The following is a 23765-nucleotide window of genomic DNA, read 5'->3' as shown; positions in this document are numbered from 1 at the left end:
AAACCTGAGAGGTTCCTGTGAATTCAGTTATTTTGGGCGATATATATGAACCGCTCCACGATCACCCCGACGGCCACCAGGAAAGCGGGGATGGCCAGGAACAACAGCCTCTTGCGGGCCCGGCGGGCCCGGTTCGGGCCGTGCAGCCGGATCACCTCGTAGGCGAAGAACGTGATCCACGTCACCGCCAGCGCCCCGATGCCCACCGGAGTCCACGGCGAGGTGGGATCGCCGCGGCCCTTGTACGGCTGCGGATCCGGGATCTCCGTCCCCCTGACGAACGTCTTCCAGGTGTAGAGGGCGGCATCCTCGTTGGAGTAGACCTTCTTCAGGTCCGGCGAGGCGTCCAGCGCGGCCCTGAACTTCTCGCCCCAGTCCTTCGGGAAGCCCTCGTTCAGCTGCAGGTAGCCGACCTGGCCCCGGCTGACGACGAGATAGGTGTTGCGCGGGCTCTCCTTGAGCTTCGCCACGGCCTTGGCGATCTGCGTCGGATCCTTGTAGACCAGCGCCTGGCCGGTGAAGTTGACCAGCTCGACGTCCTTCTCGCCCCAGGGCAGCGTCGGGGTGACCTCGGGACCCTCCTTCGGCACCAGGTAGAGCACCCGCGCGCTCGGCTTGTCGTGGTCGTACACGTAGTGCATCGCGGCGACCTCGCCCGAGGTCACCCGCTCGAACTTCTCGTTGCCGTAGCGGGCGACGAGGAACGCCATGGCCAGCACGACCGAGACGGACGCCGCGAGGACGACCGTGACCTTCCTCGTCACCTCGGGGTTGAAGCGGACGTTCCGCCTGCGGATGGGGATCGTCTCCTCCCGCACGTCCGCGCTGTCGGCGGGCAGGTTGGGGAAGAACGCGTACGCGGCCAGCAGGCAGGCCCCGGGCAGCGCGAACATGTAGATGCGCAGCCCGATCTCGCCGCCGTAGCTCTGCAGGCCCAGCGCCATCACCGGCACGCAGAGCAGGATCAGCGCCGCCCGGTCGAACACCCCGCGGCGCAGCCTGCGCAGCAGGCCGGTGGCCGCCAGCGAGAGGATCACGACCAGGATGCCGAGGCGCGCCTGGAGCACCAGCGCGTGCGCCGGGTCGCTGCCCTCGATCCGGTCGCCGGTGTTGCTCTGGATGTTGTCGAAGATCCTGCCCAGCCCGCCGAAGATCGTGTCGATCTGGCTGGCCCAGAAGCCCACGGCCTCGTAGCTGATCCAGGCCAGCACCACCAGGCCCAGGGAGAACGGCAGCGCCCAGGTCAGCGACGTCCGCTTGAAGATCAGGAACGCGGTCACCACGCCGAGCATCATGAACGGCGTGATCTGGTGCGAGGCCGTCGACGCGAAGAACAGCGCCAGCAGCAGCGTCAGCATCAGCAGCTTGTCGGCCCGGAACGTCCCGGTGTTGGCGATCTCGCCCGGCGTCATCGCGTCGAGGCGGCCGAGCAGCTTGCGCAGCCCCTTGGGCGGCACCGGTTCGGTGCGCGGCTCCACCCGTCCGAACCAGCGCAACAGGATCGCCACGAAAGCCAGATACAGGGCGAACGTGAAGCCCTGCGGGGAGAAGTAGTCCTGCCCGATCCACTGCACGAGCACGAACAGCAACGCCGCGAACCAGCGTGCCCGCGTCGTCGCCACCACCTGGCGCAGGATGAGCACGAAAGGCAGCAGGTAGAGCAGGTTGGACAGCAGCGGCGTCCACTGCAGGATCGTGGTCATGTCGCTGATCCCCGCGGCCTTCGTCACGAACGCGAAGAGCGCGAAGTAGCCCGGCCAGCCCATCCGGGCGTCGATGTTGATCGCCGTCTCGCCGGTCCGGCCGATGAAGTCGACGAACCCCGCGTGGATGTACGCCGTGGGGAAGCGCGGCTCGTCGGCCACCAGCGCGCCCGCGCCGTGCAGCGCGAACGTGATGACCGCGATCTGGAACAACAGCAGGAACTTGCGGTCGGTGGACTGCGCGACCGTGACGAAGAACGCGACGAGCATGATCAGGATGGCCACGAACGCCGTAGCGGGCAGCGCCGCGATCAGCCCCAGCCCGTTGATGTCGTCCGGGTCCACCCCGCGGTACGGTCCCGGAGCCACGCGCAGCGCCAGGATGTACATGACCAGCGCCTCGACGGTGAGCAGTATCGGCAGCCAGGTGGGCGCGCTGTGCAGCAACCGCCGCGGCCCCCACGCCCCTCCCTTCCCGGCCGGCCGCGCCGCCCGCGCCCCTGGTGACGCCTGAGGCGCGATCTGAGGCGCCTGGGGGCCATGAGGCGCTTGAGGCGCTCCGGGCGCGCCCAGAGGCGCCTGGGGCGCCCCCTGCAACGCCTCCGTCCCCCCCGTCCCGGTCCGGCCGCCCTCGCCGGGCGCCGTCCCGGCTGTGCCGTCCTTGCTGGGCGTCGTCGTGCCGCCCGTGCCGGGCCTCATTCCGGCCGCGCCGGCCTTGCGGGCCGTCGTGCCTCCCGTGCCGGGTGATCGTCCGGCTGTGCCGCCCGTGCGGGGCGCCGTTCCGGCCCCGCCGCCCTTGCCCGGCGACTGCCCGGTCGCGTCGTCCGGTCCGCGTTCGGCGGGCGTCATGCCCTCGGCCCGGGAGGTGTCCGTACGGGTCGACGAGCCCCGGCCGCCGGCCGCGCCTCCGGCCGGCGGCGTCGCCCTGCCGGAAGACGTCTCTCCGCTCTGGGAGGCGCCACCAGGTGGCCGGCTCTCACCTGGTCGGGAGGGTCGTCCGTCGTCGGCACGGGCCACACTCGTGACGGGCAGCGTCTCGGTCGCCGGGTCATCGGCCGGGGCCGTGCCGGCGGCGGGAAGCGCCTCCGTGTCCGGTCCATCCGCCGTTGACGTGCCCGACGACCTGTCCTTGGCGGGTGCCGCGCCTTCGCCTCGGGCGCTGTCTGTTCGAGAGGCGCCCGATGGGCTGTCCTTGGCGGGTGCCGTGCCCTCGCCCTGGGCGCCGTCAGCACGGGGCGACGGGCCCGCGCCGGGCGTCTCGTCGGACTGGGACGCGCCACCGGGGTCTGCGTCGGTGGGAGGTGACGAGGGGGAGGCGGTCACGTCGGGGACCGTGGGCGGGCCGCCGATGCGCAGGGTGGGGAGGCGGAGCGCCGTCGTCGTGTCGGAGTCCGCCACGTCGTCGTCCCCGGCGGCCGGGCCGGCCTCCGGGGACGGGGTGTCAGCGGGCCCCCCGGACTCCCCGGAGAGCGAGATCCGGGGAATGATGCCCGTGGCCTCCGGATCGAAGGGCACGTCCGGCTCCTGCTCGCCCTTGAGCTCTGAGGAACCCGTGAACCCGGTTGTCATGCCATCGCCGTCCCGTTGCCTCACGTTGACCATCATGGGGCCCCGGGCGACCCCTGAGCGACGCTGGGCTGCCCGATTTCGCCGAATTTGAGAATTTTGCGGAGATTTCCGAAGATCAAAAAGGCTACCAGGAGCTCGCTGAAGAGCATGCCGTAGCCGACCGCGTTCACTCCGGCGAAGGGGAACAGCACGACGATCGAGACCAGCACCGTGGACGCCAGGCCGATCTGCACGATCGCCAGCGTGCGCGCCTGGCTCTGCGCCCGCAGCGCGCTCAGGTAGACCTCGATCAGCACCCGTGGCAGCACGGCCAGCGCCATCAGCCGCAGCAGCGTCGTGCCCTCCGTGGCGAACTCCGACCCGAAGATGGTCAGGATCAGCGGCGCGGCGAGGATCGTCACCCCGATCACCGGCGTGATGATCAGGAAGGCCCGGCGCAGCGCCCTGCGGCAGTTGTCGGCCAGTTGCGCCCGGTTGAAGGAGCCCTCGACGGTCAGCGACACGGCCATGTTCATCGCGAGCAGCTCGATCATGCAGCCCAGCGTGTGGGCCATCGAGAAGCGGCCGAACGTGGCCTCGCCCACCTGGGTCGCGATGATCACCGGGACGAGGTAGACGATGGCCAGGATCGACAATGTCCCGGGGAAGTCGCCGGCCAGGAACCGGCCCACGTCGCGCAGCCTGGGCGGCCGCGCGTTGGCCTCGGCGCTCTTCACGTGCCGGGGGATGACGATCGCGAAGATGAACCAGTTGATCGGGATCAGCGCGATCGCGGTCGGCACCATCCAGGAGACGAAGATGCCCCCCTCGGGCAGCGCCCCGGCCAGCGCGACCAGCAGGCCCATCTTGACCAGGCCGAAGACCAGGCTGTTGAGCGGCACCCAGGTGGCCTTGCGCAGCCCCGTCAGCACCACGTCCTGGAGCGTGAACACCGCCCAGACCAGCACCGCGGCCAGGAAGAAGAGGCCGGGACCGAACCCGCCGAGCACCGAGTAGGTCTTGCCCCACAGCGGCAGCGTCAGCAGGAAGCCGGCCGCCGCCACCACGCCGGTCGCCGCCGCGAGGCCGTACGCGCGCAGGACCAGTTCGGGGGTGCGGCGGCCCGCCACCGGGAGGAAGCGGGCGAGCGCCCCCACGAAGCCCAGCGCGGTCAGCGACGCGAACAGCCGCATCGCGGTGATCACGGCCTGGCCCCTGCCGAACTCCTCGGGCGTGTAGTAATGGGCGGCCAGCAGCCAGTAGCCCATGCCCAGCACGGCGGTGATGCCGGTGTTGGCCATCAACGCGTAGCCGTTGCGGAGCAGTGGGCTGCGAAGGTCGTGGAGGACCTTGCGCCAGACGCTAGACATCTCCGCGCACCCGACGCAGGCCGTACCTGGTCCGCCTGACGACCGCGTAGCCCTTGGTGAGGACGCGTTCGCGCAGGTAGATCAGGGGTACGGCGCTGCCCTCCACGGCGCGTCTGAACATGCTGATGGTCGTGTTGCCGGCGACCGTCAACCGGGGGATGGCGAGCATGTCGTGCCGGTCGGCGGCGATCGCGTTGCTCACGGCACAGGCGGCGAAATATCCCGCCTTGCGCACTTCGCGGCGAACTCGGGCGCTGGAGTAGCCGTAGGGATAGGCCATGGTGGCGACCGGAGCCCCGATCTTCTCCTCCAGCAGCCCCTTGTTCTTGCGCAGCTCCTGGCGGAGCTCTTGGGTGGGCAGCTGGTCGAGCTGCGGATGGCTGTGGCTGTGGCCGCCGATCTCGATGCCGGTCTGCGCGATCTCGCGGGCCTGGCCCCAGCTGAGCATGTCGTCGAGCGCCCTGCCCGCGGCGTCGGAGCCCGCGTCGGCCACCCAGCCGCTGGTCAGGAAGACCGTGGCGGGGAAGCGATAGCGCTCGAGCAGCGGCAGGGCGTTGGTGTGGAAGTCGGCGTAGCCGTCATCGAAGGTGACCACGATGGGTTTGACGGGCATGACGCTGGTCTTGTTCAGCCCCGCCACCAGATCGCCGAGCGTCATCGGGGTGAAGCCGCTCTCCGACAGGTAGGCGAGCTGCTCCGCCAGGTCGGAGGGGCGCACCGAGTGGGGGCGGGTCTCCTCGTTCGGATCGTCGGTGACCGAGTGGTACATCAGGATCGGCACGCGGGTCATGACCGCACCGCCTTCAGCCGGGCGGTGCCGACGACGTAGCCCCAGGTGGTCCAGGCCAGGCCGATCACGATCGCGGCGGCCCTGCCGAGCCCGCCCAGGTCGCCGCGCAGCGCCTCACCGAGGCCGCGCAGCGCGCCGAGCGGCAGGGTCTTCAGCGCGTGCGCGCGCTCGCTGGCCAGGCCGTCCTGGGTGCCGACCTCGTTGGTGACCAGGGCCTTGGACAGGCCCTCGGCGTAGCACCTGGACCGGAAGTAGGCGAACCTCTCCCGCTGGGCCGACACCTTGTGGCCGATCACCGCGCGCGGCTCGAACAGCATGACCGAGCCGGGCTTGCGCTGGCTCAGCCTGATGCAGAACTCCGTCTCCTCACAGCCGAGCGGCCTGCTCTTGCGGCCCTGCACGCTGCGCCCGATGCCGCTGTGGAACCCGCCCACCTCGGACACGACCTCCCGGACGAAGGCCGCGTTGCCGCCCATCACATTGCGGATCGGCGCCCTGACCGCGGGCATGCCGCGGTAGGTGCAGCCGACCGTCCAGTCGAACTCGTACGGGAACCACCGCGGCCTGCGCCGCGAGGCCCACAACGGCTCGGTGCGCCCGCCCACGCCGACGACGCCCGGATCCTGGAAGCCCTCCTCCAAAGCCTCCAGCCAGCCGGGATCGGCGACGGCGTCGTCGTCGAGGAAGGCGACGATGTCACCGGTGGCCGTGGCCACGCCGGTGTTCTTGCCGCCCGACAGCCCCTGCTCGTGCGTGTTCTCCACCACGATGACCTGTGGGTAGGCCCGCTTGAGCTTCAGGTGCAGGTCGGGGTTGTGGTCGACCACCAGGATCAGCTCGTGTGGCCGGCGCCGCTGGCGCTCGACCGACTCGACGGCCTCCCTGATGTCCTCCCACCGTTCCTCGGTGTAGACACAGATGACGACGGACGTGTTCACTGCAAGGCCTCTTTTTATGCGACGCCCCGGTCCGCGGCGGGGGCGGCGGCCGGCTTGGGTTGCGCGGGAGTGGGCTGGCGGCGCCACTCGCGCAGGATGGTCTTGAGCACCCGGATGCCGTCGCGCACGGCGCGCAGGTTGCTCTCGCCGTGGATGCGGCAGCGTTCGTGGCTGGGCACCTCGTGCACCTTCAGCCCGCCCTTGGCGGCCCGGACGTTCATCAGGGTCTCGACCTCGAAGCCGTCGCAGTCGAGGTCGAGCACGTCCAGGTGGCGGGCCCAGAAGGCGTTGTAGCCGTAGCAGAGATCGGTGTACTGGGTGCCGTACATGACGTTGACCAGGCTCGTGAGCAGCTTGTTGCCGAACCTGCGGTTGAAGGTGAGGTCATCGCTGCCGCCGCCCGCGGCGTAGCGCGAGCCCTTGACGAAGTCGGCGCCCGTCACCAGCGCGCCGACGAACGTGATGATCTCGTGGCCGTCGGTGGAGCCGTCGGCGTCGATCATCACGATGATGTCGCTGGTGCAGGCGGCGAACCCGGCGGCCAGGGCGTCGCCCTTGCCTCTGCCGGTCTGCGTGACGACCTTCACATTCGGCCGCAGCCGCTTGGCGACGGCGACCGTGTCGTCGACGGAGTTGCCGTCGACGAGGACGATCTCGTCGATCCACTGCGGCAGCGTGGCGAAGACGTGGGGCAGGTTCTCCGCCTCGTTCATCGCCGGCACGACCACGCTCACCGTTGGGGATATGGCCAGGTGAGGGGTGACCGGCGTGAAACGCTCAATCGGCGGCATCGATCGCAAGGGTGTGATCTGAACCTTGCCATTGTGCTTGGTGATCTCGGGACTCATGGTGAGGCAAATCCTTCCGGGACCTCCTCCACGCGTACCGAGGACGGCCACACCCGGGTGCTGGGGGAATGACGACATCGGCGAACGGCGCATGGGACGGTCCTGTGGAGTGAGGGTTGTGCTTAGGTGCTGCTGTGCTGCTGTGCCAGGGGGCGGGAGCTCAGTTGGCTCCCGTTGGTTCTTTCACTGCGGGTTTGGCTGACTCTTGGCGTAACGAGCTGCGGACTCGACCGAAGCCCTTTAAGACACGGTCGGCCGCTCTATAGAGAGACGGTCGGTCCAGGACAATTGTTCGCGCCTTGTTGAAAGGAGTCCTGCCCATCCAGTGCATGGCCGCCGCCGCGGAGGGTCTGGACACGCGGCCCTCGGCTACGTACAGGACCCCGCTCTTGAGCCAGTCCTTGTACTCCTTGCCGCCCTTGCCCATGTCGACCATGTGCAGACCGGCCGCCGCGGCGGCCTCGGCCATCTGCAGGTGGTGCACGATGCCCGGGGAGTAGCGGGCGTATTCGATGTCGTAGGCGGGGAACCATCCGACGAGCGTGGTGGCCGTGCGCAGGCCGAAGTGGCCGGCGACCGGCGTGTCGCCGGCGTAGAGCATGGTCAGCACGCCGCCGAAGTCCTCGGAGTGCTCGGCGTGCATCAGGTCGATCAACTCGACGATCCACGGCTGGGCGAACCTGTCGACCCGCCCGGTGCGCCGGTACTGGTCGGACTTCCAGCCGAGCAGGACGCGCAGCACTTCCGGATCCGCCGAGGCGTACTCGAAGCGCAGGTCGCCCTGCTCCCTTCCGAGCTTGCGCTCCTTGTAGCGCACGGTCTTCAGGTTCTTGGGGGAGTTGGACCGCACCTGCTCCAGCCAGGCGTCGAAGCCGGCGGTGAAATCCATGACCGGCGCCGGGCGGACGTCGGCCTCGTAAGGGGCGAACGTCGGCTGCCCCGCGACCAGGTGATCGAAGTCGAAGACGGTCAGCTTGCAGGTGCGCAGCAGAGCGCGGGCGTCGACCTCCAGCCCGGCGGCCGAGATCAGGCCGTGGCAGGTGGTCAGGAAGCCGCCGAGCGGCTTGCCGATGCCGAAGCTGTGGCGCTCGTAGGGGAAGAACCCGGCGATGCCGGATCCGTCGTGGACCACCGCCACCCTCACGTAGTCGCGCAGGCGGTCCATCGCCACGGCGAACTCCACCGACAGGAACGGGTTGTCCAGGCTCAGGTCCGCCTTCTGCAGCTCCCGCCAGCGGGCGCGTTCGGAGTCTCCGAGATCCCCGGGGCGAACCACCGTGATCTTCACCTTGACCTGGCCCCCTGTTCGGTCTGCATGTTCTTCCCCCGGTACAACACGCGAAGCACGTACATGAACCCTCCGAGCACGGCGACCGTCGCGACCCCCGCCCGCGGCGACCATGCGCTGAACTGCAGCATGGCCTGGGCGAGGAGCACGTTGATCACGAGGCTCGCCGCGGCGCCCACCGACAGCGCGGCCAGCGGGTCGCGATCGCGGAGCAACCCGACGACCGCCGCCCCAGGGACGACCAGAAGGAACAGGGAGATCAGGAACGGGCGAAGCGGGGTCTCGATGTCGAAGAGCGCGATCACCGCTCCCGCGATGCACGCGAGCCCGAGCAGCCACGCGAGCGCTCGGCGGTGCCTGATCATGGTGTTCTCCTGGCTCCTGGCTGGGTAAAGGCGCGATTGATCGCATTTCATGGGACCAATCCACTCGCTGGCACGTCAATGCCGACGCTTGGCGACCCGCTTCGGTTTACCCATCAGTGGAGATTTTCCATGTGGCCTTCAACACATGGCCAATCGTCCTCCCGGCCCGACCCGATCGCCAAGTACACCAGGATGCCCTATTTGACGCCCGATCTTCGAGTCGGGGCCGGAATCATCCCCGTATGTCGGTAAAAGAAGATCTCAGGTGAGTTGGCTCACTCGTGGGAAAGTTGTTGCCTCATGAGGGGTTCGCCGTCTCGATGTGCACACCGTCGGCGGAGGCGCTCTGTGACGGATCGCTCACCGGGTCGGTCACGTCCGGGGTGGGTGTCGGGTCCTCGGAGGGCGCCTCGGAGTGCTGCCGCGGCTGGCCGTGCCAGGACAGGGAGCAGGTGCCGCCGCCGCCGTTCGAGCTGAACGAGACCGTTCCGCTGCCGGGGGTGTTCGGATCGGTGACCGTGACCCAGATGGACGCGGACCCGCCGGCCTTGATCGAGCCGCTCGCCGGGAACACGCCGAGCCCCTGCGAGGCGCTCGCGCTCCAGCTCAGGGCGGCGTTGCGGGCGGTCAGCCGGACGGTGGCGGCGCCGTCGATCCCGTTCGGGCAGGTGGCGCTCAGCCGGGCGCCGGGCACGGCACGGCGGGTGGCCGGCGGGGCGGTGGCCGGCCTGGTGGTGGCCATCGTGGCGACCGGCCGCACCGTCGGCGGCACCCGGCCGGAGTCCGCGACCGAGGGCGTCGGGGTGGGGCCGGGCGTGGGCTCGTCCTCGGCTTCGGGCTCGGGCTCTTCGGCGGGGCCGGTGAGGCCCTCCTCCGGTGAGGAGGCGGGCGGCGAGGGGATGACGTGCAGCGCGGTGCCGGTGCCGGTCTCGCCGCCGCTGATCATCACCATCGCGCCGGTCGCCGCGAGCACGCAGGCGCCCGCGAGGACCACCGGCGCGAGCCCGCGCGGGCGGCGGCGCCGCGAACGGGGCTCGGCCATCGCCGGAAAGCCCGAACGGTCGAGACCGTCGCCCCGATCCATGATCAGCATGCGGGTCTCGTCGCCGTCAGGGCTCCCGCACGTCTCGATCACCCGGTGGCGCAGCGAGATCGGCGGGTAGGCGACCGGGACCATGTCGAGCAGCCGGCCCGCCGAGACCTTCCGGTGCCGTCCCTCGGTGCACACCTCGCAGCCGCCGATGTGCCCGGACAGCCGCCTGCGCAGCAACGGCGTGAGCGGCCCCTCCCACGAGTCGACCATCGACGACAGGTCGGGGCAGTGCGCGCGCCCCACGCGGGCCAGGATGACGGCCGCGGCGGCGTTCTCCAGATGGTCGCGGGCCCTGCCGAGGCGGCTCGCGGACTGGCGCGAGGTCAGCCCCAGGACGGCGCCGGCCTCGGCCGGGGTCAGGCCGTGGCGCGGCGACAGCTCCAGCAGCTCGCGCTCGTTCCTGCTCAGCTCGCCCAGCGTCTCCCGCACCAGCTCGGACAGCTCGGCGTCACCGGAGTCCTCCAGCACGGGCGCGGGCAGGCCCTCCGGGGGAGTGCCGCCCCGGTGCGCCATCCGGGCCACGGCCTGGAACCGGGTCAGCGCGTACAGCCAGGCCCGCAGCCGGGCCCCTTCCTTCAGCCGCCGCACGCACCCCTGCGCGGTGACCAGCGCGTCGTGGACGGCGTCGGCCGCCGTCTCCCGCTCTCCCAGCAGCATGAAGGCGTAGGCGTACAGCCGCTCGCCATAGGCGTCGTACAACGTGGCGGGGGCGTCGGCGTCGCCGCGCCGCAGCGCGTCCGCCAACCGCTGGTCGTCGGCACGGTCCACACTCGGCCATCCAGGCACGCAGTCCCTCCCCGGCTGGGTTCGGTACCCCCACGCGCGTAGGACGCGGCCGGAAAAAGACCGGTTGGCCATAGATGCTCAACAGGCATGAACAGGTAAAACAGTGTCAGAAGTGATGCGGGTTACCCGAGTCACCCGTCGCACTTGGGGGCGCAGAGGCGGCGTTCCATGCCCTGCAGGAAGAAGTCGCGGACCTGGAGGATGTCCTTGGCGATGTAGGCCTCGCCGCCGGTGGCACGGGCGAGGGCGTCCATCCGCTGCTTGCCCTTGGGGGCGTCCGGGCCGAACGCGATGAGCAGGATGCTGACCGGCCGCTTCGGGTTGTACGTCTTCTTGAGGAACGACAGGATCTGCGCGTCGCTCACGCCGCCGTCGGGGTCGTCGTTGCCGGCGCCGTCGGTGAGGATCACGATAGTGTTGATCTTGTCCTCGGCGTACGTCTTGGTCATCTCGGTGTAGGCGGCCTTGATCGTGTCGTTGAGCCCGGTGTCGCCGGTGGCCTTGGGCTGCAGCGTGGCGAGTTTCCTGACCATCGTCTCCTTGCGCAGCACTCCGTCGACGGTCTCGCTCAGCGGGCCGACCGAGACGTTCTCGATCCAGTCCTTGCCCTGGCCGTTCAGGTGCGTGGAGAAGGCCCACTGGCCGATCTCCGAGTCGGCCGGGAACAGGCCCAGCCCCTCGGACGCGATCTTGCTGATCGCCTGCATGCGGGTCATGTTCGTGCCTGGCACGGGCAGGGCCATCGTGCCGGACACGTCGATCAGGGAGAGCATGCGGGTGCCGAGGTTCAGCCTCGACCAGGTCTGCGCCATGCTGGCCACGGTCTTGGCGTCGGGCGCGGGCAGCGCCTCGGGGGTCGCGGGGTTGAAACCCTTCTCCTTGGACAGCGTGTCGCCCGCCTTGCCGTCGGGCGTGCGGAAGCCCTGACCGCGCAGCACCTTGCGGGCCGACTCGGTGGCGAGCTCCTGCTGGAACGCGGACGCCGCCTTCCGCACGCCCGGGTCCTTGGCGACGATCATGATCGGGTAGTCGAGGCTGAGCGTGCCCTCGGCCGGGTAGAGCGGCACCACCTGGGCGTCCGGCTTCTTCGTGTTGTGGCTGTAGACGGTCTGCTCCGTGGTGACGCCGACGGGCACCCTGCTGCCGGATTTCACGGTGAGGCTGGCCAGCATCGCGTTCGGGTCGGAGACCAACTGGCCCGACAGCTCCTTCAGCGCGCCCACCAGCGCCTTGTTCTGGCCCGCCTGCTTGGCCGAGCCGGCGGCGGCCAGCAGCGCGGCCATCCCGGCGGAGTTCTTCTGTGGGTCGAGGGCGAGCACGCGGACCTTCTTGCCGGGACCGTCCGGGTTCGCGACGTTGGCCGCCGCGATCATGCCGGCCCAGCTCGGCTTGAGGCTGCCGGCCAGCTTCGACGCCGCCGACTTGGCGGTCACGAGGACGACGGGGGAGTTGGCGACGGAGCCGGACGGCTCGGGCAGCGCGGCCGCGGCGGCGGGCTCGCCGCGCAGCCGGGCCACCACGAGGCTGGAGTCGGCCACCCACACGTCGGCGTCGGCCTTGCCCGCGGCCAGCTCGTTCGCGGTCCTGGCCGCCGACTCCTTGGCCACCGTCACCTCGACGCACCGGCTGTCGATGGAGTGCAGGGCCTTGTTGTAGTTGCCGGCGATCTTGTTCAGGGCCGGCTGGATGTCCGGGGTGGCGACGACGCGGAGCGGCAGCTTGCCTCCGGAGCAGTCGTGGTCGCGGTTGAAGATGACGAACGCGGCGACACCGAGCAGGACGGCTAGGGCGACCGCCCCGGCGAGCGGGACGAGCACCCGGCCCCGGCCGCCTCCCGCGGCCCGCCTGCGGGGTGCTGGTTGCTGGGCTTGGTAGCCGCCATCGAACTCGTCTGTGCGGTGTCGCCCCACGATGTCCTCTTAGATGTGTCGATGACCTTCCGGAGACCCTAGCCGGAGATGCTCCGCAATACTGTCGGAACGATACTCGGTACGGTTAGTGTGGCAAAACAGCCCTTTTGGTGCAGAAACCACGGGGAGTCACTGTCAGTGGCAGCATTCGTGACCGCGCCAGGCTCGCGTTCCCTCACGCACGGCCACCGCCGCCAGCGCGAGCGCCATGGCCGGATCCAGCCACCACCAGCCGAACGTGTTGAGCCACAGCCCGGCCAGGACACCGGCCGCCATCGTGGCGCAGATCAGGTTCTGGGTGCCCTCCCCCGAGGTCGACGGGGACGCCAGCCGCAGCCCCAGCCGCCGCTTGGCCAGCCCCAGCGCCGGCATGCTGACCATGCTGACCGCGGTCACCACGATGCCCAGCGTGCTCGGCGCGGGCCGGTGGCCGGCGTCGAGATCGTGCGCGACATGCACGACCAGGTAGGGGGCGAGCACCCAGAAGCTCACCGCGACCGCCCGCCGCGCCTTGAGCTCCGCGCCCGCCGACAGTGTGCGCGAACCGGTGAACCGCCACACCACGATCAGGCTCGCCGCCGCCTCCACCAGGGCAGCCAGCCCCCAGCCGATCAGCGCCACCGAGTGCGCGGCCACCCCCGCCGCCAGGCCGAGGGAGCTCTCCAGGCCGAGCCACACCAGCGTGACGACCGACAACGCGCGAGCCGTGCGCGCGGCCCGGAGCCAGTCGGCTGACGCGGCCGGATGCGCGTGAACCCGCTGGTCAGGCACCTTGAACCTCCGAATCCGCGGCTTCCGGCCGCCGACAGCGTTACGTACCATACCCGCTACTTAGCGTGACTTTAGTGTTGAGGGGCAAAGATTGGCAGGGTAATCTGTAATGATCGTTTCGGGGGAGGGATCCGTCCGTGCCGTTCACGCCCGCTCACATCGCCGCCGTGCTCCCGCTCGCCTCCTCATCCCGGATCCGCAGACTGGTCGACCCGTGGGCGCTGGCGATCGGCGCGATGGTGCCCGACCTGCCGATCTTCCTGCCGTTCCTGCCCGACTACTCCGACTGGCACGCCTGGCATGGCGTGTTCACCATCGACCTGCTGGCGGTCCTGGCGCTGCTGGCCCTGTTCCACCTGGTGCTCAGGGATCCGCTGATCTCCCTCCTGCCGCCCTCGCTCGCGGGCCGCGCCGCGACCCTGCTGCCCTCGTGGCGCCGCGTGCGGCCGCTGCCGATCGTGGCCGGCGCGCTGATCGGTGCCGCGAGCCACATCCTGTGGGACTCCTTCACCCACTCCACCGGCCCGGCGGAGTGGGGCGACTGGCTGTCCTACTCGGTCTTCGGCGTGATCAGGCTGTTCCGCCTGCTGCAGTACGGCTCCTCGGTGGTGGGGCTGGCCGTCGTGGTGTGGTGGGCCTGGCGCCGCCTTTCGCGGATGGCCGCCTCCGGCGTGCCCGACCACCTGCGGATCTCCCCCCGCACCCGCCTGACGGTCCTCACGGCCTGCTATGTCGGCATCCTCGCCGGAGCGCTCCTCTGGCCGGTGGTCGACCCGCCCGCCCCGGAGCTCGGCCTGCCCAGCGTGCTCACCAAGGTGGGCGCGGGCACCGTGGTCGGGCTCGCCCTGGTGCTCACCTGCTACGCGCTCGTCTGGCAGGTCAGGCGGCTCGTGGCAGTATCTGAAGGTGCATGAGTACGTAACCGACGCGGCCGACCCCCGACTCACCGACTACACCCGGCTCCGCGACGTAGAGCTGCGCAAGAGCCTCGAAGCCGAGCGCGGGCTGTTCATCGCCGAGGGCGAGAAGGTGATCAGGCGCGCGGTCGCCGCCGGCTACCCCATCCGCTCGGTCCTCACGGCCCGCCGCTGGCTGGATCCGCTCGCCGACGTGCTCGGCGACGCCCAGGTGTACATCGCCGGTGACGAGGTCATGACGGGCATCGCCGGATTCCAGGTGCACCGGGGGGCGCTGGCCTCGATGGCACGACTCCCGCTGCCCCCGCTCGACACCGTGCTGTCCGGCCCCTCGCCGGGGCCCCGGCGGATCCTGGTGCTCGAGGACCTGGTCGACCACGGCAACGTCGGCGCGATCTTCAGGTGCGCCGCCGCGCTCGGCGTCCACGGGATCGTGCTGTCGCCGCGGTGCGCCGACCCGCTCTACCGGCGGGCGGTGAAGGTGTCGATGGGGGCGGTCTTCTCCATCCCGTACGCCCGGATGGACGACTGGTACAACGGTCTGGCGCGGCTGCGGGAGGCCGGCTACCAGACGCTGGCCCTGACGCCCGACCAGTCCGCCACCTCCCTGGACACGGTGAAGATGACCGACCGGGTGGCTCTGCTGCTCGGCTCCGAGGGCGACGGGCTGTCGTCCCGGTGGCTGCACGAGGCCGACGAGCCGGTCTGCATCCCGATGAGCCCGGCCGCGATGGAGGCGGGAGTCGACTCGCTCAACGTGGTGGCCGCCGCCGCGATCGCCTGCCACGGCCTGATGCGCTGATCCCGGCGCCGCCGGGCTTTCAGCGGCGTATGTGAGCTTCGCCGGGCTTCGCGATGATGATCGTTATTCTCCGGGCAGCCGAATAATCTGGTGTTCCTGCTGGCCCGTACGGTGAGCGGATTCTTCACCGCCGGGGTGGTGGACGCCGATCCGGAAGGGGACCCGCCGTGGCTGGCGACGGCGTACGTGCCCGGTCTCTCCTTGGACCAGGCAGTCGCCGAGCACGGCCCGTGGCAGGAGAAGGCCGTGCTCGCCCTGGGGGCCGGGCTGGCCGAGGCGCTGGACTCCATTCACGCGGTGGGGGTGGTGCACAGGGATCTGAAACCCTCCAACGTGCTGCTGGCCGCGGACGGGCCCCGGGTCATCGACTTCGGGATCTCCGTGGCGGTCGAAGGCAGCAGGCTGACCCGGACCGGCATGGCCGTGGGAACACCGGGTTTCATCTCCCCTGAGCAGTTGACGGGCGCCTTGGTGGGGCCACCCAGTGACGTGTTCTGCCTGGGAGCGGTGCTCGCGTTCACCGCCTCCGCGACCGGGCCGTTCGGGAGCGGCTCGTGGCAGGGGCTGTGGTATCGCACCGTGCGCGAGGAGCCGGACCTGGCGGCACTCCCGCCCCGGCTGCGCTCCATCGTGAGCTGGTGCCTCGAGAAGAGCCCCGAGCGGCGGCCGACCGCCGCCGTCCTGCTGGACGAGTTGGCGGAGAGCGCCACGGACGGCGGCACGCTCGTCGAGCTCTACACCGAGTCCGGGTGGCTGCCCGAACCCGTCGCCCACGTCGTGCGCACCCTCGTCGCCACACCCGCCCCCCGGCCGCCGGCGGATCCGGGCGACAGCGCACCCCGGCCCCCGGCCACCGTCGCGGAATCCCCGGACGGGGGATCCGAGGTTCCGCAGCCTCCGTCCTCCATGGCTCCCTCTTCCCGGAACGACCTGCCGACTCCTCCAGCCGAAGAGCCGGAGCACGGTGACGTGGACCGGCCACTCGCTCCTGGCGATTCGGATCAGCGGACGCTCATCGATGGCACAAGCCGGACACCCACCGTGATCGAGCGCACCGCGTCTTTGCCGTCTCCCGCGCAACAGGACGTGACGTCCTCGTCCCCGCGCCCGCCGGCTGCCGGGCCGCCCTCCCGGGGCAGGGCCATGGGCTCGGGCCTGCGCAGGATCCGCGACCGCCTCATCTTCGGGGTCACCCTCGTGAGCCCCGTGGTGTTGCTGGGCATCGTGTACGTGCACAACGTCGAGACGAGCTTGGAGACGCCGGTCTCCGCGAACCGGCACACCGTCGTGCCGACGACCGGTTCGCCCGAGCAACCGCGGGTGGGGAAGTCGCCGCCCTTTGTGGTCAAGTCTCCGGCAGCCAAGTCCCCGGCCAAAGTCCGGTTCTCCTCGCCTATCGACTTCTGCGCCCTGCTCAAAGCCGGCCAGGTAAGAGAACTCGTCCCGAGAGCTCATGAGCGGGCGGATACCGAGAGCGGCGGATGCAACTGGGCGTCACGCGGCAGGGCTCTTGACGTGACACCGCAGGCTCCCGACTGGGATGCCCCTCGATGGTTCCCCAGCACGAAGGCGGCGAAGAAGGAGTTGCGCGACTGGAAGCGCGTGACGGCGGATGGCGATGAGATTGTCTGGGGCAGGTGGAACATCGGAGTCGATCGGGTGTTCAAGTCCGTGGTCTCGGGGAAGCGGAGCGTCCCCGGCGTGGGCCAGGAGGCCTTCACCCACGACGCGGGCCCCGACACGGGAGGCGTGCACTACTCGGAGGTGATGTTCCGCCTGGACAATCTCGTCATCGAGGTGCGTTACACCGTGGTCGACGGTTCGGAGTACGACCAGCGGATCCGGCAAGGAGCGCTGCGGGCCGCCCGGTGGGTCGAAGCCGCTCTCGACCGACAGGCGTGACGCGACGGGATCGGCTGACGTGCGCCGGAGGGTGACGGCGTCACGGGCAGAGGCGGTCGAGCTGGTGGCGCAGCACCGTCATCGCCTGCTCGGGACTCTGCTGTCCGCCCATGACGCTCGCCCCGAGCCCGGCCGACATGGCCAGCAGAGCTGAAGCCTCCAGAGCGGCGTCGAGGTCGGGCCGGGCCTTGGACAACTGGCCGGCGACGAAGTCCCGCATGGCGTTGGGCGCGGCCAGCGCGGGATGGACTGCGAGGGCGGGCTCGGTGACCGCCAGCACCACGTACGAGGTGTAGACGTGGTGGAACGCGCGGCTGCGCGCGTCGGTCGGCATCGCCTCGGCCAGCACCGCCTCGAGCACCTCGCGCGGCCGGGGCTCGGACCCCATCGCGGCGAACCGCTGCCTGAGCCGCTCGGCCATCTGCCGGGCCAGGTGCTCCAGGGCGTACAGCATGAGCTGTTCCTTGGTGTCGAAGTAGTGCTGCACGAGATGCAGCGAGACGCCCGCCTCGGCGGCGACCGCGCGCATCGTCGCCGCGTGCAGCCCGCGCTCGGCCGCGACGCGCAGCAGTGCCTCGGCGATGTCGCGCCGGCGCTGATCCCGATTCTCGCCGCGGGCCATGCGAACTCTCCTGTGGACGTGCCGGTCACGCATTTGGTACAAATGTACCCGATACAAGCGTACCAAGGGCGGAATGACACGAGGGCAGGTCGGGCGGCGGCGCGGCCTTCACCTCGGAGAGCTAGCGCGGGGAAGCGGTGGAGGCGCGGACGATCAGCTCGTGCGGGAAGATCATCCGCTCGGGCGCGTCGCCGGGGGGTGACAGCAGCAGGCGACCGGCCGCCTGGTAGCCGCTCCGCCGGCGGCGCATGGCCTCGAAGATCGCGCTCTGCTGCCGGCACCGCGTCGCGCACGGTGTCGCTGCGGCGGTCGCCGTGCGGCAGCGGCAGGATGAGCAGCCCGACGCCTGCGTCCTCGGCGGCGGCGGCGATGCCCTGGAAGAACCCGATGGCGTAGGGATCGGCGAAGGCGTAGGGCAGGGTCTCGCTGAACAGCAGGCCCAGCAGACGGCGATGGGCCACCGTGACACCGTCCACGCGGCTCTTCCGGGCGCGCCGGTGCGGCCGGCGCACGAGCGGGCGCGGGTCCGCGTGCGGCTGGCGCACACGCTGCGCTGGACGGCCGACCGCCTCGATCCGCTCGCCGCCGGCTCTTGACCGGGGGTCAGCCGCCGGAGATCTGGCCGCCCGCGTAGTCGAGCAGCCTCTCGGCCGTGGAGAAGCGGCGGGCGTCCTGGTCGCCGAGGAGCACCCCGATCACCTGCCGGCCGCCGCGCTCGCCCGCGAACAGCAGGCAGAATCCCGCCTCCCGCGTGTAGCCGGTCTTGACGCCGAGCACGCCGTCGGTCCGCTGCAGCAGCTTGTTGGTGTTGCGCCAGGTGTGCGCGCGGTGCACCGACGTCCGGGGCACCATGTGCAGCTCGCGTGACACGATCGTGCGGAACGTCGGATCCGCGAGGGCCGCCTTGGCCAGCCGGGCCTGGTCGACGGCCGTCGAGTAGCCGCCCGCGGGAGCCGGCAGGCCGTCGGCGTTGGTGTAGCGGGTGTCGCGCAGGCCCAGCCGCCTGGCCGCGGCGTTCATCTTCGCCACGAACGCCGCCTTGCCCGGGCCGTACCTCGTGGCCAGCGCGTTGGCCGCGTCGGCGCCCGAGGGCAGCATGAGCCCGTACAACAGGTCCCTGACCGTCAGCCGCTCACCTCTGCCGAGCGCCGCCGTGGTGGCCCCGTTGTCGACCGCGTGGCGCACGTCGGCCCCGGTGATGGTGATCGTGTCGCCCAGCCTGGCCTCGCGCAGCACCACGTACGCCGTCATGACCTTGACCAGGCTGGCGACCGGAACCCGGCGCGTCTGCCGCTTGTCGTAGTGGATCGTTCCCGCCGAATCGATCACGTACGCCGACTTCGCCCCCACCGCGGGCGCGTCCGCCGCGACGGCGGGCGCCGGAATCCACACGACCAAGGCAAGGATGGCAGAGCCGATGAAACCCCCAATACGCATGCCCGACATGGTGGCAGCTCATCGGTGATCGGTTTGCCGAACTTCACGCCAAAGGCGCGGAAAACAAGGTCTGGATCGGGCCACGGCCTCAGGCGAGGAAGGCCTTCTCCGCGCGTCGCCTCCTGCGCCAGACGAAGAACGCGACGACTCCGGCGACGGCGGCGACGGCCACGACCGCGGCCGCGATCGGCGACCGCGCGGCCAGTTGCAGCCAGCCCCACACCAGCGCGGTCAGGCCGAACCACCACAGCGGCGCCCAGGTCATGCAGCCCAGCGCGCTGGCCACGACGTACCAGGGGTAGGAGACGCGCAGCGCTCCGGCGACCCACGGCAGCACGTGGCGGAGCATCGGCACCCAGAAGCATCCGTAGACGGCCAGCGCGCCCCACCGGCTGACGATCCGCTCCACCTTCTGGATCCGCTCGCGGCCGAGCTTGACGCCCATGGGCGAGTCGTAGAGTCGTTCGCCGAGCTTGCGGCCGACCCAGTAGTAGACCTGGAACACTCCGAAGAGCGTGATCATCAGGATGACGCCCACGAGCCAGTACGGCAGGCCGAGCCAGAAAGGCTCGGCGGGGGCGGGGACGGCCAGCGCGACGTGGCGCATGAGGAACATCGTCCCCTCCTTGTACAAAGGTCAGCCTTACCTTAGTTCACCGGTTACCCGGCCGCCACACCGGCTTGCAAGAGGGCCACAAAGGGTGCAAGCAGTCGACAACCAGACCTCAACCATCCTCGCTTACACCTGTATGTGAGCAAAGAGGAGTGTTGATCATGGCAACGAGAAGCACAGCGATTCTGGCCACGGGCTCGGCGAGCACAGCCAAGCTCTTCGTGGCGGCCCTCGCCTTCACCGGTGCCTACGTCGGGTTCTCCGCCTACGACACCGCCAACTCCGCTCCTCAGCCTACGCAGACCGTCACACTGTCGGCCCGCGCGATGCCCATCACGACCCCGGCCACCTACGAGATCGCCCCGGCCGGCGCCGGCCGGATCAGCGTCGGCCCGCAGGCGACCGAGGCGGGATGCGCCAAGACGTACGCGGCCCGCAGCGTGGTGGTCAACCCGGTGTCCGGCCAGACCGTGCTCTACAGCTGGAAGCTGGCCCGCTGGAGCCCCGGCACCAACACCTGGGACACCTACCTGGTCGACTACTCCGGCTTCGCCGGGGCGCGGAAGGCCGTCGCCTGGCAGCCCAGGATCACCGGCAACCCGGGCTGGTATCGCGTCGAGCTGACCGTGGAAGGCGCCAAGACCGTCAAGAGCCAGCGCTTCCAGGTGAGTTGCTGACCGACCGCCGCGCCGCCTCCACCCAGCGGGGCACGCCGACCCGCTCGGCCACCTCCAGAGCCTTCTCGTAGTGGTCGCGCGCCGCGTCGGGCTGGCCGAGCCGGATCGCGAGATCCCCGAGCGTCAGCGCCACTGGCCACAGGGCCACGACACCGGTGCCCGCGCCCGCGACGCGGTCGGAGAACGGCTTGAGCTTGTCGTAGCAGTCGACCATCCGCTCCCGGTCGTCGAGCAGCATCCCCGCCAGCGCCCGCCACGTCATGGCCAGCTCGTAGAGGAAGTCGGGCCGCACGGGCGGCCTGATCGCGGCCACGGCCTTGGCGTCGGCCAGGTGCCCCGCGGAGGCGAGCGCCAGCGCGTAGGCGTCGAGAGTCCACTTGGCGCCACGCTGGTGGGCCTCGGCCAGCAGCTCGACCGTCTCGGCCGCCCGGCCGTCGACCAGGTGCAGGCAGAACGTGGTGATCAGCGGGAGGTCCTGGCGGCCCTCCAGCATGCCGGCCCGCGCCGTCATCCGGGCGGCGTCGCGGTAGGCGCGCTCGGCGCCCTGGTAGTCGCCGGAGATCATCAGCCGCTGGCCGGAATACCAGGCGCACACCGCCGCGGGCGCCGACAGGTCGTACTGTCTGGCCAGCTGGTTGGCGGCGGCCGCGTGCTCGTCGGCCACCCCGAACTCACCGCGGGCGGCGGCGCACTCCAGCAGCACCAGGTGGGCCAGCGCCTGGGTGGCCATCTGCCCGGAGCGCTGGGCGACCTCCAGCAGCTCGCGGCCGATGCTCTCGCGGGTGTCGACCGCCGGGATGTCGTAGGACTGCCGTAGCCGCCCGCTGAGCGCGGCGGCGAGCAGCACCGGGTCGCCGCTCTGCCGGGCCAGCTCCAGCGCCTCCAGCGACGCCTGCCGCCCCCGCTCGGGAGAGGAGGAGCCCTCGAGCTCCAGCGCCAGCGTGGTGAGCAGGCTCGCGCGCAGCGTCTGCTCCCCCTCGGGCAACGCCATCAGCGCCTGCTCGGTGACGTCGACGATCTCCCACGCGGTGCGGGTGAAGTCGCGCGCCATGCCCTTGTGCGGCACGGCCAGCGACGCCGCCACCCGCGCGGTGATCTCCAGGTCGCCCAGCGGCAGCGCGGCGTCCATGGCCTCGCGCCGCAGCAGCCGGGCCGCCGACATGTCGCCGCACAGCGCCAGCGCCCTGATCTGGCGCAGCATCAGCTGCAGGCGTTCGCGGGTGTCGGCGCTCGCGCGGTCCTGCCCGTCGTCGCTCTCCCGGCGCGCGCTCCGGCGCTCGAACGCCGCGATGGCCTGCTCCCACAGCGTGGCCGCCTCGCGGTGCGCGAAGCGCCGCTCGGCCTGCTCGGCGGCGAGCCCGGCGTAGTGGACGGCCTTCTCGGCGGCGTCGGCGAGGAAGTAGTGGTGGGCCAGCGCCGCCACGTCGGAGGGCGCCCGCCGCTCGATGGCCGCGGCCACCGCCGCGTGCAGCCGGGTGCGGCGCAGCCGCGAGGCGTCGGAGTAGATGGTGTCGCGCACGAGGTCGTGGTCGAACCTGAGCAGCCCGGGGCCCGGCTCGGTCACCAGCCCGGCCAGCAGCGCGGCCTCGACCGCCTCCACCACCGTGTCCTCCTCGCCGGCGACGTCGACCAGCACGTCGACGTCGACGTCGCGGCCGATCACGGCGGCCTGCAGCAGGATCTGCTGCGCCCCGGCCGGCAGGCGCGAGATGCGCCGCCGCAGCACGTCGCGGACCCCCGAGGGCACGCGCGACAGCACCTCGGTCGCGCTGGCCCGGTCGGCGGCGGCCTCGGAGTCGAGCAGGCGCACCGTCTCGCGGACGAAGAACGGGTTGCCGCCGGTGCGCTCGACGATCGACTCGACCGCGTCCTCGTCGATTTCGCGCACACACGTCGCCCTGACCAGCTCGGCCACGGCCTTCGGGTCGAGCCCGCTCAGGCCCACCCGGAGCGGGCCGAGACGGGCCAGGGCGGCCAGCACGTCGGACTGGCGGTCGTCGAGCTCGCTCTCCCTGCAGGTCACCACGAGCAGCACCCGGCTGGTCGCGAGCAGGCTGGGCAGCGCCCGCAGCAGGGCGAGGGTCTGGTCGTCGGCCCAGTGCAGGTCTTCGAGCGTGAGCAGCACGGGAGCGCGGCGCGAGACCCCGGCCAGGTAGCCGCCGACCGCGCGGTGCAGGCGGAAGCCGCCGGACGCCTCGTCGTCGTCGGGATCGGGGTCGGCGTCGTCGAGCAGAGGGGCCAGCAGGTGGGCGTATTCGCCCGCGCCGGTGCGGCCGACGAGCGAGCGCAGGATCTCGACCCAGGCCCAGCCGGGCGGGGTGGCGCTCGAATCGGGGCAGGCGCCCGACGCGGTGATCCAGCCGTCGCCGGAGAGCCTGCCCTCGAGCTGGCGCAGCAGCGTGGTCTTGCCCGCGCCCGCGACGCCGGTGACGATCGCGACCTGGAGCCTGCCGGTGCGGCCGGCGGCCGTGGTCAGCCTGGCCAGCTCGGCGTCGCGGCCGACGAACGGCTCGGGCTCCAGCGGCGGCGGCTCGACGGGCGTGGCGGGCCGTGGCGGCCAGGTGTCGGCGACCGGCGCCGGCCTGGTCGTGCGGGGCGTCACGGCCAGCTCCAGCTCGGGCGACTGGGCCAGGATGTCGGACTCGAGCTTGCGCAGCGCGGGCCCGGGATCGATGCCCAGCTCGTCGGCCAGGATGCCCCTGGCCCGGCGCAGCGCGGCGAGCGCGTCGCCCTGCCGGCCGCAGCGGTAGAGGCCGAGGGCGAGCAGCCGCCAGCCCTCCTCGCGCAAGGGGTGCTCGGTGGTGAGCGCCTCGAGGTCGGGCACGGTCTCGGCGGGCAGGCCGAGACGCAGCCCGGTGTCGGCGTGGCGCTCGCGGGACACCAGCCGCAGCTCTGTCAGCCTGTTGACCTCGGCCTCGGCCCACTGCTGGTCGGCGAAGTCGGAGTAGGGGGTGCCGCGCCACAGGCCGAGCGCCTTCTCCAGCCGGCCGCGCGCCGAGTGCGGATCGCCCTCTTCGAGATGCTCGCCCGCCGCCCGGACGAGCTGCTCGAACCTGAGCGCGTCGACCTGGTCGGCCGCCACTCGCAACGCGTAGCCCGAGGCGACCGTCACCAGCAGCCGGTTGGGCCCGCCACGCGGCCGGCCCGGCTCCAGCACCCTGCGCAACCGCGAGATGTAGACCTGCAGGCCCGACTGGGCGCCCTTGGCCGTGTCGTCGACCCACAGGTCGTAGAGCAGCGTGTCGACCGGCACGACCTGACCTCTGGCCACGAGAAGTCGGGCGAGGACGGCCCGTTGCCGCAACCCGCCGAGGTCGAGTTCGTCGTTTTCGTACGCCTCGACTGGCCCCAGAACCCGGAACGCCACCATGTCAGCCGCCACGCT

The 23765-nt window shown here is 71.0% G+C and carries 20 protein-coding genes; 5 read left to right on the top strand and 15 right to left on the bottom strand.

Annotated features, from left to right (window positions below; genetic code table 11):
• Positions 1-23: 23 nt before the first annotated feature.
• The 10 genes from AB0C16_RS06970 to AB0C16_RS06925 form a co-directional block, all read right to left on the bottom strand.
• Entirely contained in the window at positions 24-3272 is a 3249-nt protein-coding gene (locus AB0C16_RS06970) for a hypothetical protein (protein WP_357679754.1), read from the bottom strand.
• Between the two features lie 32 nt (positions 3273-3304).
• Positions 3305-4621, bottom strand: coding sequence for a hypothetical protein (locus tag AB0C16_RS06965; protein ID WP_357679752.1), 1317 nt, complete (start codon positions 4619-4621; stop codon positions 3305-3307).
• Positions 4614-5411, bottom strand: a complete 798-nt coding sequence (locus AB0C16_RS06960; RefSeq protein ID WP_357679751.1) for a polysaccharide deacetylase family protein — start codon at positions 5409-5411, stop codon at positions 4614-4616. The genes AB0C16_RS06965 and AB0C16_RS06960 overlap by 8 nt, the downstream gene beginning before the upstream one ends.
• On the bottom strand, positions 5408-6349 hold the full coding sequence (locus AB0C16_RS06955) for a glycosyltransferase family 2 protein (RefSeq protein ID WP_357679749.1): 942 nt from the start codon (positions 6347-6349) through the stop codon (positions 5408-5410). The genes AB0C16_RS06960 and AB0C16_RS06955 overlap by 4 nt, the downstream gene beginning before the upstream one ends.
• A gap of 14 nt (positions 6350-6363) precedes the next feature.
• On the bottom strand, positions 6364-7083 hold the full coding sequence (locus AB0C16_RS06950; RefSeq protein WP_357679747.1) for a glycosyltransferase family 2 protein: 720 nt from the start codon (positions 7081-7083) through the stop codon (positions 6364-6366).
• A 274-nt stretch (positions 7084-7357) separates the two neighbouring features.
• The gene (locus AB0C16_RS06945; RefSeq protein WP_357679745.1) at positions 7358-8473 is read right to left on the bottom strand and encodes a GNAT family N-acetyltransferase; all 1116 of its coding nucleotides are present in this window, start codon (positions 8471-8473) and stop codon (positions 7358-7360) included.
• A gap of 8 nt (positions 8474-8481) precedes the next feature.
• Complete coding sequence (locus AB0C16_RS06940) at positions 8482-8850, bottom strand: hypothetical protein (protein ID WP_357679743.1); 369 nt, start codon at positions 8848-8850, stop codon at positions 8482-8484.
• 298 nt (positions 8851-9148) lie between these two features.
• A complete protein-coding gene (locus tag AB0C16_RS06935) occupies positions 9149-10711 on the bottom strand; it encodes a sigma-70 family RNA polymerase sigma factor (protein WP_357679741.1) in 1563 nt (520 codons plus the stop codon).
• Positions 10712-10860: 149 nt separating this feature from the next.
• Positions 10861-12639 (bottom strand): substrate-binding and VWA domain-containing protein, encoded by a 1779-nt coding sequence (locus AB0C16_RS06930; RefSeq protein WP_357679739.1) that lies wholly within the window; start codon positions 12637-12639, stop codon positions 10861-10863.
• Positions 12640-12774: 135 nt separating this feature from the next.
• Positions 12775-13410 (bottom strand): hypothetical protein, encoded by a 636-nt coding sequence (locus tag AB0C16_RS06925; RefSeq protein ID WP_357679737.1) that lies wholly within the window; start codon positions 13408-13410, stop codon positions 12775-12777.
• 137 nt (positions 13411-13547) lie between these two features.
• Between AB0C16_RS06925 and AB0C16_RS06920 the strand changes: the two genes are divergently transcribed.
• From AB0C16_RS06920 to AB0C16_RS06910, 3 genes are all read left to right on the top strand, one after another.
• Positions 13548-14324 carry a DUF4184 family protein gene (locus AB0C16_RS06920; RefSeq protein WP_357679735.1) on the top strand — a complete coding sequence of 259 codons (777 nt, stop codon included), beginning with the start codon at positions 13548-13550 and terminating at the stop codon, positions 14322-14324.
• Positions 14311-15129: an RNA methyltransferase gene (locus AB0C16_RS06915; RefSeq protein ID WP_357679912.1), complete on the top strand. Its 819-nt coding sequence runs from the start codon at positions 14311-14313 to the stop codon at positions 15127-15129. The genes AB0C16_RS06920 and AB0C16_RS06915 overlap by 14 nt, the downstream gene beginning before the upstream one ends.
• 90 nt (positions 15130-15219) lie before the next feature.
• Positions 15220-17031 carry a protein kinase gene (locus tag AB0C16_RS06910; RefSeq protein WP_357679733.1) on the top strand — a complete coding sequence of 604 codons (1812 nt, stop codon included), beginning with the start codon at positions 15220-15222 and terminating at the stop codon, positions 17029-17031.
• Between the two features lie 40 nt (positions 17032-17071).
• Here AB0C16_RS06910 and AB0C16_RS06905 read toward each other — a convergent pair whose 3' ends face one another.
• Both AB0C16_RS06905 and AB0C16_RS06900 read right to left on the bottom strand, forming a co-directional pair.
• Positions 17072-17653 carry a TetR family transcriptional regulator C-terminal domain-containing protein gene (locus tag AB0C16_RS06905; protein ID WP_357679731.1) on the bottom strand — a complete coding sequence of 194 codons (582 nt, stop codon included), beginning with the start codon at positions 17651-17653 and terminating at the stop codon, positions 17072-17074.
• A 121-nt stretch (positions 17654-17774) separates the two neighbouring features.
• Positions 17775-17903 (bottom strand): hypothetical protein, encoded by a 129-nt coding sequence (locus AB0C16_RS06900; RefSeq protein WP_357679729.1) that lies wholly within the window; start codon positions 17901-17903, stop codon positions 17775-17777.
• On the opposite strand from AB0C16_RS06900, the gene AB0C16_RS06895 reads away from it, so the two are divergent.
• Complete coding sequence (locus AB0C16_RS06895) at positions 17902-18249, top strand: hypothetical protein (protein WP_357679727.1); 348 nt, start codon at positions 17902-17904, stop codon at positions 18247-18249. The two genes, AB0C16_RS06900 and AB0C16_RS06895, sit on opposite strands and share 2 nt — an antisense overlap.
• A gap of 7 nt (positions 18250-18256) precedes the next feature.
• Here AB0C16_RS06895 and AB0C16_RS06890 read toward each other — a convergent pair whose 3' ends face one another.
• Both AB0C16_RS06890 and AB0C16_RS06885 read right to left on the bottom strand, forming a co-directional pair.
• Positions 18257-19090 carry a serine hydrolase gene (locus AB0C16_RS06890; protein WP_357679725.1) on the bottom strand — a complete coding sequence of 278 codons (834 nt, stop codon included), beginning with the start codon at positions 19088-19090 and terminating at the stop codon, positions 18257-18259.
• Positions 19091-19178: 88 nt separating this feature from the next.
• Entirely contained in the window at positions 19179-19706 is a 528-nt protein-coding gene (locus tag AB0C16_RS06885; RefSeq protein ID WP_357679723.1) for a VTT domain-containing protein, read from the bottom strand.
• Positions 19707-19864: 158 nt separating this feature from the next.
• Between AB0C16_RS06885 and AB0C16_RS06880 the strand changes: the two genes are divergently transcribed.
• Complete coding sequence (locus AB0C16_RS06880) at positions 19865-20380, top strand: hypothetical protein (RefSeq protein ID WP_357679721.1); 516 nt, start codon at positions 19865-19867, stop codon at positions 20378-20380.
• Here the strand turns inward: AB0C16_RS06880 and AB0C16_RS06875 are convergent.
• Positions 20349-23762 carry a BTAD domain-containing putative transcriptional regulator gene (locus AB0C16_RS06875; protein ID WP_357679719.1) on the bottom strand — a complete coding sequence of 1138 codons (3414 nt, stop codon included), beginning with the start codon at positions 23760-23762 and terminating at the stop codon, positions 20349-20351. The genes AB0C16_RS06880 and AB0C16_RS06875 overlap by 32 nt on opposite strands.
• Between the last annotated feature and the right edge of the window lie 3 nt (positions 23763-23765).

Source organism: Nonomuraea sp. NPDC048916 (genome assembly GCF_040649575.1).
Classification (GTDB): Bacteria; Actinomycetota; Actinomycetes; order Streptosporangiales; family Streptosporangiaceae; genus Nonomuraea.
The sequence above is the reverse complement of the archived record's forward strand: the minus strand, read 5'-3'. Positions and strand labels throughout refer to the sequence as shown.

Excerpts from the sequence above, each read along its gene's own strand:
- AB0C16_RS06970 (WP_357679754.1), bottom strand. The coding sequence starts at position 3,272 with ATGACAACCGGGTTCACGGGTTCCTCAGAGCTCAAGGGCGAGCAGGAG.
- AB0C16_RS06965 (WP_357679752.1), bottom strand. The coding sequence starts at position 4,621 with ATGTCTAGCGTCTGGCGCAAGGTCCTCCACGACCTTCGCAGCCCACTG.
- AB0C16_RS06960 (WP_357679751.1), bottom strand. The coding sequence starts at position 5,411 with ATGACCCGCGTGCCGATCCTGATGTACCACTCGGTCACCGACGATCCG.
- AB0C16_RS06940 (WP_357679743.1), bottom strand. The coding sequence starts at position 8,850 with ATGATCAGGCACCGCCGAGCGCTCGCGTGGCTGCTCGGGCTCGCGTGC.
- AB0C16_RS06905 (WP_357679731.1), bottom strand. The coding sequence starts at position 17,653 with ATGGCCCGCGGCGAGAATCGGGATCAGCGCCGGCGCGACATCGCCGAG.
- AB0C16_RS06895 (WP_357679727.1), top strand. The coding sequence starts at position 17,902 with ATGGCCTCGAAGATCGCGCTCTGCTGCCGGCACCGCGTCGCGCACGGT.
- AB0C16_RS06900 (WP_357679729.1), bottom strand. The coding sequence starts at position 17,903 with ATGCGCCGCCGGCGGAGCGGCTACCAGGCGGCCGGTCGCCTGCTGCTG.
- AB0C16_RS06890 (WP_357679725.1), bottom strand. The coding sequence starts at position 19,090 with ATGCGTATTGGGGGTTTCATCGGCTCTGCCATCCTTGCCTTGGTCGTG.
- AB0C16_RS06885 (WP_357679723.1), bottom strand. The coding sequence starts at position 19,706 with ATGTTCCTCATGCGCCACGTCGCGCTGGCCGTCCCCGCCCCCGCCGAG.
- AB0C16_RS06880 (WP_357679721.1), top strand. The coding sequence starts at position 19,865 with ATGGCAACGAGAAGCACAGCGATTCTGGCCACGGGCTCGGCGAGCACA.